We start from the raw sequence: 12,215 nt of genomic DNA on the forward strand, positions 1-12,215 counted from the left end.
GGTTTTCATTCACAGGAGCAGGTTTCATGCCAAACAGTCAAAACGCGCAGCAGGGTACGGCCGCTGATTCCGGTGCGGTTTACAGCCCACGTCTTTGCAATGAGGATCTGGCACCGACGCGTGACCAGAACTGGAGCTGGTACAACATCTTTTCGTTCTGGATGTCGGACGTTCACAGCATGGGGGGTTATGTTGTCGCCGCGAGCTTCTTTACGCTCGGGCTGGCAAGCTGGCAGGTGCTGCTCTGCCTGCTGGTGGGGATTTGCATCGTGCAGCTGTGCGCCAACCTGGTGGCCAAACCGAGCCAGATGGCCGGCGTGCCCTACGCGGTGATCAGCCGTCAGGCGTTTGGCGTGTTCGGGGCCAATATTCCGGCGGTGATCCGCGGGCTGATTGCCTTCGCGTGGTACGGCATTCAGACCTACCTCGCCGCCAACGCCCTGATGCTGGTGGCGCTGAAGTTCTGGCCATCGCTCTCTTCACTCACTACCGGCGCATTCCTGGGCCTGTCGCATCTGGGCTGGATCTGCTTTGCCATTATGTGGGTCCTGCAGGCGATGGTCTTCTGGCACGGCATGAGCGCCATCAAGCGCTTTATTGATATCGCCGGTCCGGCGGTTTACGTAGTGATGCTGGCCCTCGCCGGCTGGATTGTATACAAGACCGGTTTTGACGGCATCTCCTTTACCCTCGCCAGCAAATCCCTGAGCGCGGGCGAGCAGACCTGGCAGATGATCACCGCCACGGCGCTAGTGGTCTCCTACTTCTCCGGTCCGCTGCTCAACTTTGGCGATTTCTCCCGCTACGGCAAAAGCATGGGTGAGATCCGCCGTGGCAACCGCTGGGGGCTGCCGTTTAACTTCCTGCTGTTCTCCATCGTCACCGTGGTGATTGTCTCCGGCACCCAGTCGCTGTTTGGCCGCATGATCACCGACCCGATTGAGACCGTCAGCCGCGTGGGCAACGATCTGGCCGTGGCGATTGGCCTGCTGACGATGATCACCGCCACCATCGGGATCAACATCGTGGCGAACTTCGTCTCACCGGCGTTTGATTTCTCTAACTGCTCGCCGCAGAAAATCAGCTTCCGCACCGGAGGCATGATTGCTGCCGTCGGCTCGATCCTGCTCACCCCGTGGAACCTGTTCAACTCGCCGGAGCTTATCCACTACACCCTGGACGTGCTCGGGGCGTTTATCGGCCCACTGTTCGGCATCCTGATCGCCGATTTCTACCTGATTAAACGCGGCAAGGTGTCGGTTGACGATCTGTTCGACGACACGCCAAAGGGCAAATACTGGTACCGCAACGGCTTTAACCCGAAAGCCATTGGGGCGCTGATCCCGTCCGTTGCCGTGGGCCTGGTCATTAGCTTTATCCCGGCCCTGCATGAGGTGGCAAACTTCAGCTGGTTTATTGGCGTCTTCCTCGGCGGCGTCACCTACCGCTGGCTGGCGCGGGAAGAGCGCGAGACGGCAGGCGCGACGTCGTTTGGCTCCCGCGTGGCGACGCAAAAAGAGTAACCTTTCCCTTCGGCCGCAGCATATCTGCGGCCCGTTCATTCTGGCACCGTTCTTGCTGAGCCTTCTCACCCCCGCTACGCACACACGAAGGCAGGAACCATGATGGAATACCAGACTGCGATACGCGGTGCTTTTTTTGATATAGCCCGGGTCTGCGACAGCGCAGACGCCATTGCCCAGCACGCGCGCTATCTTGAGGACGGACTGCTGTTTATCCAGCACGGAAAAATTCTGGCACAGATGCCGTGGCAGGAGGGCGAGCAGTATCTTGACCCGCACAAAGGCTATACCGACCTGCGCGGCAGGCTGCTGCTACCCGGTTTTGTGGACACCCACATCCATTATCCGCAAACGGAGATGATTGGCGCCTTTGGCGAACAGCTGCTGGAGTGGCTGACCACCTACACCTTCCCGGTGGAGAGCCAGTTTGCCGATGAGGCCTACGCAAAAGAGATCGCCGAATTTTTCATTAACCAGTTGGTGAGCAACGGCACCACCACCGCGCTGGTGTTTTGCACGCTGCATCCGGAATCGGTCGAAGCGCTGTTTACCGAGGCCCTGCGCCTGAACATGCGCCTTATCGCCGGAAAGGTGATGATGGACAGGCACGCGCCGGACTACCTGAGCGAAGACGCGAAGCAGAGCTACCGGCAGACCCGGGCGCTGATCCAGCGCTGGCATCACCGTGGACGGCTGGGCTATGCGATTACGCCGCGCTTTGCGCCGACGTCATCACCCGAGCTGCTTGCGGCGGTCAGCCTGCTCAGAGAGGAGTTCCCGGACACCTGGCTGCAGACCCACCTGAGCGAGAACCCCAACGAAGTGGCTTGGGTGAGTGATCTCTGGCCGGAGCATGAGCGCTATCTGGACGTGTATCACCACTACGGCCTGACCGGCGAGCGCAGCGTGTTTGCCCACGCGATCCATCTGCACCACAGCGAGTGGCAGTGTCTGCATGACACCGGCTCGGCGGTGGCGTTTTGCCCCACCTCGAACCTGTTTCTCGGCAGCGGGCTGTTTCGCCTGCCCGCCTGCTGGCAGCACAGGGTGCGGATGGGCATCGGCACCGACGTCGGGGCGGGCACCACATTCAGCATGCTGCGCACGCTGGGGGAGGCCTACAAGGTGGGCCAGCTTCAGAGCTACCGCCTGCGCGCCAGCGAGGCGTTTTATCACGCCACACTGGGCGGTGCGCACGCCCTCCGGCTGGACGATAAGATTGGCAACTTCGCGGCAGGCAAAGAGGCGGATTTCGTGGTTATCGACCCCGACGTAACGCCGCTGCAGCGCCTGCGCAATCGTCGCTGCCAGGATATCTACGAGCAGCTCTTTGTGCTGATGACCCTCGGCGACGAACGCAACATCAGCGAGACCTGGGTCAACGGCGAGCGGGTGTGGTCAACTGCCCCGGTAGGTTGACCACCCGCCGGGAGCAATCACAAACGGCAGATGAAAATGCTCGTCTGCCGTTTCACCCGTCACAAACTCAATGTGCGCGCAGGGATAGATTGTCTCCCGGCCGGTATCGCTAAACCACGCCCCAATCTCCGCCACCAGCCGATAGCGGCCCGCGGGCAGAGAGGGAACGAACGCGGCGATGCGTCCCTGAACGTTGGTCACGCCCGTGGCCAGCGTCTTCCCGTCCTGTTGCAGATGAACCGTCACGCCCTCTGCGGGCTTGCCCGTCGAAATATCGAGGATATGGGTGCTGAGTGTGCTCATTCGTGAATGACTCCTTCCAGTCGCAACAGCGTAATTTCCCGCAGCTGTTCCAGCGCGGCACGGATTTCCTGCGCGTCGCTGTTCTCCAGCCGCGCGTGCAGGGCCTGTAATATCTCCTCGCCGCTGCGTCCCTTCGCGCGGATCAGAAAGACGCGCCCAAAGCGGGCTTCGTAGCGGGCATTGCCTTCACGCAGCGCCTGGGCAAGGGCGGTATCGCGATCGTTCACCGCGCCCTGCTCCTGGCGCGACAGTGCCGCCTCCGTCGCTGAACCCGCGGGCTTTTCCCCGATGCGCGGATGGGCGCTCAGGGCTTGCGCCAGCGCCGCTTCGTCCCAGTTTTGCATCAGCGATTTCGCCGTACTGAACAATTCGTCCCGGCTGGCGTAAGGCCGCCCGTGAACCAGCGCATCGGCCCAGCGGGGAAGCGCCACGCAGGGGTGAATCAGCGCTAACGCCTGTTCATGGGGAAGATGATTGAAGTCGTGCAGTGCGATCATAGTGTCTCCTTTATTGTCCTTCTCCAGGCTATTGCACAAACCACGCCACCCTGAGCACAGGCGTGAAACAGTCGATTCCACAAGGTCGACCAGGAAATTTTTGATTCATAAAAAGGCACGCTCACCGCCTTTGCGCACCTTAGCAGTGCAAACATCTCCCTCACAACGCCGTTTTCACCACTCTGCAGCCTGGTACGCAAATTGCTGAATGTCTTTACACCCTGCAAAAGGAGAGAAGCATGAGAGCAATCGTTATTGGTGCGGGTATTGGCGGCCTGAGCGCCGCCGTCGCGCTGAAGAAAGCGGGCATCGACTGTACCGTGTTTGAAGCCGTAAAGGAGATCAGGCCCGTCGGGGCGGCCATCTCCATCTGGCCGAACGGCGTGAAATGCATGCAGCACCTCGGCATGGGCGACATCATCGAGACCTACGGCGGACCGATGCGTTTTATGGCCTATAAGGATTACCGTCGCGGCGATACCCTGACCCGCTTTAGCCTTGCCCCGCTGGTTGAGCGTACCGGCGGGCGTCCCTGCCCCGTCTCGCGCGCTGAGCTTCAGCGCGAAATGCTGGACTTCTGGGGGCGCGACAAGGTGCAGTTCGGCAAGCGCGTGGAACGCGTCCATGAAGACGAGGCTGGCGTGAGCGTCACCTTCACCGATGGCAGCACAGCTGCCGGGGATTTCCTGATTGCCGCCGACGGCAGCCACTCGGCGGTTCGCCCGTACGTGCTGGGGTATACCCCCGAGCGCCGCTACGCCGGCTACGTGAACTGGAACGGGCTGGTGAAGATTGACGAGGAGATCGCCCCGGCGCACCAGTGGACCACCTTCGTTGGCGAAGGCAAACGGGTGTCGCTGATGCCCGTCTCCGGTGGACGCTTCTACTTCTTCTTTGACGTGCCGCTCCCTGCGGGTCTGGCGGAGGATCGCACTACCCTGCGCGCCGATCTCACGGGCTACTTCCGCGGCTGGGCGCCGCCGGTGCAGACGCTTATCGCGGCGCTGGATCCTGAAACCACCAACCGGATTGAAATCCACGACATTGAGCCGTTCGACAGTCTGGTACGCGGCAACGTCGCGCTGCTGGGCGATGCCGGGCACAGCACCACGCCGGATATCGGCCAGGGCGGCTGCGCAGCGATGGAAGACGCCGTGGTGCTGGGGGAATGCCTGCGTGAAAACCACAACATCACGCTGGCGCTTCGGCAGTACGAGGCGCTGCGCTGCGACCGGGTGCGCGACCTGGTGCTGAAGGCACGTAAGCGCTGCGACGTCACCCACGGCAAAGACATGGCGTTGACGCAGGCCTGGTATCAGGAGCTTCGAGAGGAGACCGGAGAGCGCATCATCAACGGTCTGTGCGAGACCATTCAGGGCGGCCCGTTAGGCTGAATGTAAGAGGGATAATGATGAAAAGAGAACCGACTCCACCCGCCCACTGTACGTTTGAGCCAGAGGACTGGCTGCGTCTGGCGAAATGCTGGCATCCGGTCGCGCGTGCCTGCGACGTCGGACCGGCGCCAGTCAAAGCGACGCTACTGGATGAACAGCTGGTGATTTACCGCATTAACGACCAGGTCGTGGTCGCCCGTGACGTTTGCCCGCACCGCGGCGTGCCGCTGACGCTCGGCTTTCACGACGAGCATGGGATTATCTGCCCCTATCATGGCTTACGCTTTGGGGAGGACGGGCGCTGCAACCGTATTCCCTCCAGCCCCGACCAGCCCGTTCCGGCGAAGCTGAACCTGATTAACTACGCCGTGGAGGAGCGGTTCGGGCTCATCTGGACCTGCCTGGCGTTTGATCCGGAAAACCCCGCGCCGCTGCCCACCATGCCGCACTGGGATGACGACGGATTTCAGCAGATTAACTGCCCCGCGTTTGAGGTCAACGGCTTTGCCGGACGTCAGGTAGAGGGTTTTCTGGACGTGGCGCACTTTGCCTGGATCCACACTGATACTTTTGCGGACCCCAATAACCCGCTGGTGCCCCACTATCAGCCGCAGGAGACGCCGTTTGGCTTCGTGGCGGATTACTGGAGCTCCGTGAGCAACTATCCCGCCAGTTCCCCCGTGCAGGCCCCGGAAGGGTTCCAGTGGTTGCGCCATTTTGAGATGCACCTGCCGTTCACCGCCACCCTGACGATTCATTTTCCGGGTGAATCAAGACTGGTCATTATGAACGCCGCATCGCCGGTGTCATCGCGCGTGACCCGCATGTTCGCCCCTATCGCCCGCAATTTTGACCTGCATATTCCGGTGGAAGATGTGCATGCCTTCAATCTGCGGATTTTTGAAGAGGACCGTCTGATGGTGGAAACCCAGCGTCCGGAAAGCCTGCCGCTGGACCTGACCCTGGAAGCGCATATCCCCGCTGATAAAAGCTCGATTGCCTACCGTCGGGGACTGAAGAAGATGGGCTTTGGCGAGTTTTTCCTGGTATGACGGAGGCCGATATGCTGAGCGTAATTGTTGACGGGTTGTGGCGCGAGGGCGACAAAAGCCTCGCCGTCAGGCTGGTGGCGGAAGACGGCGAAGCGCTGCCACCGTGGCAGCCCGGCGCACACATTGATGTTCACCTGCCCTGCGGCGTGGTTCGCCAGTATTCCCTGACCGGAGCGTGTAGCGGTGAGAGCTACCTGATCTGCGTGGGGCGAGAAACCGCCTCGCGTGGCGGGTCGCGCTACGTTCACGAGACGCTGCGTCCCGGGCAGAAGCTGATGATATCGGCCCCGCGCAACCTGTTTCCGCTTCAGCAGGCAGAGCGGGTTTTGCTCCTGGCGGCGGGAATTGGCATTACGCCGCTGTATGCGATGGCCCTGCAGCTGAAGGCGACCGGAACGCCGTTCACGCTGCACTACTACGTCAGGAACCGGGAAAGCGCGGCGTTTACGCGCGAACTCTCGCTTTGCGATGAGTGCATCATTCATACCGCCAGCCCGCGCACCGCGCTGGCGGAACATCTCCCGGCGGCCGAATCGGGCCTTCACGCCTGGGTCTGTGGTCCGGCAGGTTTTATGGAAAAAGTGCGTGAGGTCGCCACGGCAAAGGGATGGGATGACGCCCATCTTCACAGCGAGGCGTTTCAGCCCGTTGCGCCCGCCGCAGGCGGTGAAACCGGGGAGATCTTCACGGTCAAGCTGGCCTCCACCGGGGAGCGCTGGCTGGTGCCTGCGGATAAAACCATCGCCCAGGTGCTGCAGGAAAATGGCGTGGCGGTCCCGCTTTCCTGTGAGATGGGGATCTGCGGAGCCTGCCTGACGCCGGTGATTGACGGCGTGGTGGATCACCGGGATAGCGTGCAGTCGGAGGCGGAAAAAAGCGCAACGGACCAGCAGGTGGCGCTGTGCTGCTCGCGGAGCCATTCCGGGGAGCTGGTGATAGGGCTGTAAACCGTCTGCACACGCTTTCTTGCCGGGTGGCGCTGCGCTTACCCGGCCTATAATCCGTAACAATATCAATATATTGCACTATTCATTGTAGGCCCGTGCAAGCGTAGCGCCGCCGGGCGAAACTTACAAATCGCGCTTTGCCAGCCCGTAAACGGGCTTGCTATCCTGCCACGCATAATCAATATGGCTGGCCTGCTCGCGCGCCAACGCGTCATCGCCCTGCAATCGCGCCGCCAGGGTAAAGGCGTAATCAAACACTTTACCCAGCCCACGGCCGCTCAGCAGATTGCCGTCTTCCACCACGTCGGCATCGACGTAGATGCCATCGCTGACTGTTTTCCACAGATCGCCGGAACAGACATAGCGACGCCCCTTCAGCAGTCCATTGCCGCCCAGCACGCGGGCGGCGGCGGAACAAATCGGGCAGATATATTTGCCCGCTTCATCGTGGCGGCGGACGAAGGCAATGACCTCCGCGCTTTTCGCCAGGTTAACGCTGCCTTGCGGGCCGCCCGGTAACACCACGGCGTCAAAGGTACGGTCGAGGCTGGCCTGCAGAGTACTGTCCGCCACCATAGGGATGGCGTGATAGCTCACCACTTCGCGACTCTCGCCGCAGGCAATCGTCTGCACCGAAATATTCAGGCGGCGCAGGATATCGATAGTGACAATCGCTTCCCCCTCTTCAAAACCAGGGGCTAATAGCACGGCTACGCTTTTCATTTTGCTCTCCATTGCTTAAGGGTTACCAGTACGGGTGCCAAATCTGTCGCAGCCGCGCCAGCAGTTCAAGATAGAAATAGTCTCCCCAGCTACAGCACTGATCGACGCCCTTACCGCTGCCCATATGATAAACCGAGTGCTGCAGCAGCCCTTCGGTCGGATCGTCGTCGTGAGCAAGGTAGTTATCGGTCAGCGACAGCGCAATACGCAGCGCCATCTCTTCATAATACGCACGGTTTGCGTCGAGCGTCGGCAGCGCCTTGACCAGCTCCAGCAGGCCACAGGCGGCAATCGCCGCCGCTGAACTGTCGCGCACGGCGTCGGTACCGAGCAGCGCCAAATCCCAGTGGCAAACATCATCTTCCGGCAGACGGTTGAGGAAGTAATGCGCCAGGCTGCGGGACAGCTCAACCATCTGCTTATCGCCGGTGTGCTGATAGCTGAGCAGGAAGCCGTAAATGCCCCATGCCTGGCCGCGCGACCAGCACGAGGTATCGCTGTAACCCTGATGGGTGTTGCCAAAGCGCGGCTCACCCGTCTGCACATCCATATAGTAAGTGTGATAAGTCGAGGCATCTTCACGCACGATATAGTTCGCGGCCTGTCCGGCATGAGCCGTCGCCGCCTGCGCATAGCGCGGATCCCCGGTCTGTTCGCTGGCCCAGTACAGCAGCGGCAGGTTCATGTTGCAGTCGATGATCATTCTCCCCTGCTGCTCCGGGTCGTTTAAATCACCCCACGCCTGAATAATGTTGGCCGTCGGGTTAAAACGCTCCATCAGGCGCTCGGCTGCCAGCAGCGCCGACTGGCGAGCGGCTTCGTTACCGGTGAGGCGCCAGGCGCTGATGCAGGAGAGCGAATAGAGGAACCCGAGATCGTGCGTTGCGGTGTCGATGCGCTGCTCAATACGCCGGGCGAACGACGGTAAATAGCGTTCGGCGGCTTCGCGATAATGCGCTTTGCCGGTCATCTCCCACGCCAGCCACAGCTGGCCAGGCCAAAAGCTGGTGGTCCATTCCACGTTATCGGTGCGCGGCCAGACCCCCTTCTCACAGGCCTCACCGGGGAACTTATCGCCGAAGGCGACAATATTGTTGTCGAGCTTGCGCGTGACGCGGGCTAACGCCGCTTCCAGCTTCTGGCTCAGTACCAGGCGATCGACCTGATGCAGTTCGATCGGCCGCAACGCTTCGGTGATAACAGATTTGGTCATAACAACTCCTGAATTAATGTTTGGCCGGTTCAACCGGGGCGGTATCTAAAGCCGGAGCAAAGGATCGTGAGTCATCGCGCGTCGACTGGCAGCGCGACAGCGTAAAGGCGGAAATCAGCGTAAATACCAGGGCGCAGCTGCCCATCAGCAGATAGGTATGCTCAAAGCCAATCTTGTCGTACAGATAGCCGGCAGGTGGGGCGACCACAATCGAACCCACGTAAATCATCGCCTGGTAGCCCAGCAGGTACATCGTGGCGTTAACCCGACGATGGAAATGTTCGGCAATGTATTTGAAGACGGAGATGAGCAGCAGCGCGATCTCGACGCCATAAAACGGTTTGATGATGGAGATAACAATCGGGTCACTGGTCAGCCCGGAGGCGATCAGCCGTGCCCCGACCACGCAGCCGCAGAACAGCAGGCCGCGCTTAGCACCGTAGTGGTTCACCAGCCACGGGATAAACATCATCATCACGAACTCCATCCCCGACTGGACGGTACTCAGGTAGCCGTACCAGGCATTCCCCTGCTCTTTGGTGGCGAAGAACGAGACGAAGTAGCGCGGGAACTGCTGTTCGGCGATAAACATCATCCACGCCACCCCGGCGACATAGAGGCTGAACATCCAGAATTTGCGGTTTTTCAGGAGCATCAGCACATCGGCGAAGACGATCTTATTAGCGGAAATGACGCTGTTATTGCGCAGCTGCTCATCGCCGATTTTGAGACTAATCAGCACCAGCAGCATCAGTACCGAGGTACCGCTGCTGAGGAGAAAGTTGGCCAGCGGGGTGACATTAAACAACAGCCCGGAGACCGACGCCGCCATCGCCCAGCCCAGTGAACCCCACATTCTGATGCGGCCAAACTCCAGTCCGTACAGGCGGCTAAAGCGGTCGGCGTAAGATTCAGACGCCGCCACACCGGCGTACCAGCCCAGGCTTAGATACAGCGCGCCGATGATAATCCCCGCCATCGCATGGCTTTGCAGCAGCGGCTGGTAAACCAGCGCAAAAAACGGCGCCATCAGCGCAGAAATGGCGCAGACAAAATAGAGCAGCCACTTGCTCATGCCGATTTTGTCCATGATGTAGCCATACACCGGCTTCAGGACCACCGCGAAGACGCCATTTATAGCGAACACGCTGCCGATGGTGACGCTATCGAGGCCCACTTTCTGGCTCAGCCACAGGGCGTACAGGCCAAAGCTGGATGACCACGTGAAGAAGTAAAGGAAAATAAAGGTACTCATTTTGTACTGAGCGGCGCGTACGGACGATGATGTGCTCATAGCGATGCCTCCGGAGCCAGAACGAGCGTCGTTTCTTGTCGTGCCGTCACGAAGCGTACCGCGTCATCGCTAATGAAGGCCTGCGGGCAGCGTTGAGGATCGAAGTCGGCGGCATTTCCCGCCCACACCGCGCTGATTAACACATGCGTACCGGGGTCGAGCTCGCCGCGCAGCACCGGCACCGCTGCGCGCTCGGCGAACAGCAGATTACTGTTTGGCGGCGTCAACACCGTCTCGCCGCGGCGAGCGTGCGGATGTAAACAGAAAATGGCTGAGACATCCCGGGCATTGCGTAACCAGCAGGCGCCGTCACTCTCGTGTACCTGCGGCTGCGGGCGGTTTGCCAGGCTAAAGCCCCCTTCCGCGCAGTCCAGCGCGCGCCGGGTATCGATACGATGAACGCGCAGTTGCCAATCGCCCAGCGCCAGCAGCCAGCTATCAATCACCACGTCGTGCCACGGCAGCCAGCGGCTATAAATAGTGCCGTCAGCGGTGACCACGTGCTGGCACTCGCGGCGGCCACGCCAGTAGTTGTCCTTTTCGGCCAGCAGCAGCATCGAATCGGGCGCGGCATGGTTCAGACCGTAGCGGCCGCGTTCGATGGTGAAGCCAAAGCGGGTGGAATAGGCAAATTTGCAGTATTTCGCTTCGGTGTTCACGAAGTTGTTCAGCTCCAGCTGGCCGGACGTTAGCATCCACAGGTGGTCGGCCTGATGTACCACCACCTGATCCGCGTGGGCTATCGTGTGCTGCGCGGGCAACGGCGGCAGCGGCAGCTCAGCCGCCTGCCAGAAGGCATCGCCCTCATCTAATGCCAGCACCAGCAGGGTCTTCAGGCCCCAGTACGGCGACCCCGGCGCGTTGTAGTCTTCCGCCATCGCCAGGTTCGGATAGCTGTAACCGACGCTCAGTACGCCGTCGCGGTCGAATATCGGCTGCTTCAGCCACCAGCGCAGATGACGCAGGACGATGCCCTTCATCACGCCGGGCGAAAAGACTTCCAGCCCGGCGAAGGCCGCCGCACTCCAGAACGCCGCCTCGGCAAAGCGGTAGGTCAGGCTACGGCCAAACGGGATTGCCGCGCCGTCTTCGGCAAAGAAATGGATGAAGTCAGTGGAGAAACGCGCGGCCCGGTCACGCAGCGTTGCACAGCGCTTCGGATCGACTCCGGCCATGAGCTTCGCGTAAATCAGGCCATAGAAATGGAAGCCCATCGAGATGTAATAGTCGCGCGGCCGTCCCGGACCATCGGAATACCAGCCATCGCCGAGGTAGTAGTGCTCCATGGCAGCAAAATGATCTTCCAGCGCCTGCGGGTTGGTCGGCATGCCGCAATAATGGAAGCCGACCTGCACCAGAATCGGGAAGAAGTGCCAGTTGTTATCGGGGATTTCCTGGGTCTCGCACTGCTTTAGCCAGCGCCATAAATGCTCTTTCTCCGTCTCAGTGAAGTGTGCCAGTACGGTTTCACCCGCCAGCGCCAGCAGCAGCCCGTAGGCTGCCATCTCGACGATTCGCTGATCGTAAGGCCCGACATCGCCCCAGTAATCGGCATGCTGCGGATCGGTGCCGTTTTTTATCGCCTGTAAATAGAATGAGAAGTGCTGCGGCTCGCTGCCGCCAGCCAACAGCGGCGTCACGCCCCACAGCAGGCGGGAAAACGTTTCCATGCTCGCCACCTGCTGACCGTAGTGAGCGGTAAAGTTCGCTAAATCAATGCGGCTGGCGTCTTTTTTAAACCAGGGCGCCACCGCGTTCAGCATGTCGTTGACCAGCCGTAGCACCTCTTCACGGCTTGTCAGTGGATTATCCAGATGAATATTTTCAGGTTGCACAGGGTCCTCCCGCAT

The 12,215-nt window shown here is 60.4% G+C and carries 11 protein-coding genes; 5 read left to right on the forward strand and 6 right to left on the reverse strand.

Annotated features, from left to right (window positions below; genetic code table 11):
* Nucleotides 1–26 precede the first annotated feature (26 nt).
* A complete protein-coding gene (locus BFG58_RS06515; RefSeq protein ID WP_008499855.1) occupies nt 27–1,523 on the forward strand; it encodes an NCS1 family nucleobase:cation symporter-1 in 1,497 nt (498 codons plus the stop codon).
* A gap of 99 nt (nt 1,524–1,622) precedes the next feature.
* Nucleotides 1,623–2,942, forward strand: a complete 1,320-nt coding sequence (gene guaD / locus BFG58_RS06520) for a guanine deaminase (RefSeq protein ID WP_069719478.1) — start codon at nt 1,623–1,625, stop codon at nt 2,940–2,942.
* Here guaD and uraH read toward each other — a convergent pair.
* Complete coding sequence (gene uraH / locus BFG58_RS06525) at nt 2,922–3,245, reverse strand: hydroxyisourate hydrolase (RefSeq protein ID WP_063621334.1); 324 nt, start codon at nt 3,243–3,245, stop codon at nt 2,922–2,924. The genes guaD and uraH overlap by 21 nt on opposite strands.
* Nucleotides 3,242–3,742, reverse strand: coding sequence for a 2-oxo-4-hydroxy-4-carboxy-5-ureidoimidazoline decarboxylase (uraD, locus tag BFG58_RS06530; protein WP_069719479.1), 501 nt, complete (start codon nt 3,740–3,742; stop codon nt 3,242–3,244). Before uraD ends, uraH begins: the two co-directional genes overlap by 4 nt.
* A 239-nt stretch (nt 3,743–3,981) precedes the next feature.
* Between uraD and hpxO the strand changes: the two genes are divergently transcribed.
* The 3 genes from hpxO to BFG58_RS06545 are packed head-to-tail and all read left to right on the forward strand — an operon-like array spanning nt 3,982 to nt 7,135.
* Nucleotides 3,982–5,136 carry an FAD-dependent urate hydroxylase HpxO gene (gene hpxO / locus BFG58_RS06535; RefSeq protein WP_069719480.1) on the forward strand — a complete coding sequence of 385 codons (1,155 nt, stop codon included), beginning with the start codon at nt 3,982–3,984 and terminating at the stop codon, nt 5,134–5,136.
* A 14-nt stretch (nt 5,137–5,150) separates the two neighbouring features.
* Nucleotides 5,151–6,188, forward strand: coding sequence for a molybdenum cofactor-independent xanthine hydroxylase subunit HpxD (gene hpxD, locus BFG58_RS06540; protein WP_048027296.1), 1,038 nt, complete (start codon nt 5,151–5,153; stop codon nt 6,186–6,188).
* Nucleotides 6,189–6,199: 11 nt separating this feature from the next.
* A complete protein-coding gene (locus BFG58_RS06545; RefSeq protein WP_069719672.1) occupies nt 6,200–7,135 on the forward strand; it encodes a PDR/VanB family oxidoreductase in 936 nt (311 codons plus the stop codon).
* A 123-nt stretch (nt 7,136–7,258) separates the two neighbouring features.
* Here the strand turns inward: BFG58_RS06545 and BFG58_RS06550 are convergent, their stop codons facing one another.
* From BFG58_RS06550 to BFG58_RS06565, 4 genes are read right to left on the reverse strand one after another with little or no spacing between them, the layout of a single operon-like run.
* A complete protein-coding gene (locus BFG58_RS06550) occupies nt 7,259–7,858 on the reverse strand; it encodes a DJ-1/PfpI family protein (RefSeq protein WP_069719481.1) in 600 nt (199 codons plus the stop codon).
* Nucleotides 7,859–7,880: 22 nt separating this feature from the next.
* Complete coding sequence (locus BFG58_RS06555) at nt 7,881–9,071, reverse strand: glycoside hydrolase family 88 protein (RefSeq protein ID WP_069719482.1); 1,191 nt, start codon at nt 9,069–9,071, stop codon at nt 7,881–7,883.
* A 13-nt stretch (nt 9,072–9,084) separates the two neighbouring features.
* Nucleotides 9,085–10,365: an oligosaccharide MFS transporter gene (locus BFG58_RS06560; RefSeq protein WP_063621329.1), complete on the reverse strand. Its 1,281-nt coding sequence runs from the start codon at nt 10,363–10,365 to the stop codon at nt 9,085–9,087.
* Nucleotides 10,362–12,200 carry a DUF2264 domain-containing protein gene (locus BFG58_RS06565; protein WP_069719483.1) on the reverse strand — a complete coding sequence of 613 codons (1,839 nt, stop codon included), beginning with the start codon at nt 12,198–12,200 and terminating at the stop codon, nt 10,362–10,364. Before BFG58_RS06565 ends, BFG58_RS06560 begins: the two co-directional genes overlap by 4 nt.
* Nucleotides 12,201–12,215 lie beyond the last annotated feature (15 nt).

The sequence above is a fragment of the Enterobacter sp. ku-bf2 genome, from assembly GCF_001742765.1.
In the GTDB taxonomy this organism is placed as follows: domain Bacteria; phylum Pseudomonadota; class Gammaproteobacteria; order Enterobacterales; family Enterobacteriaceae; genus Enterobacter; species Enterobacter quasiroggenkampii.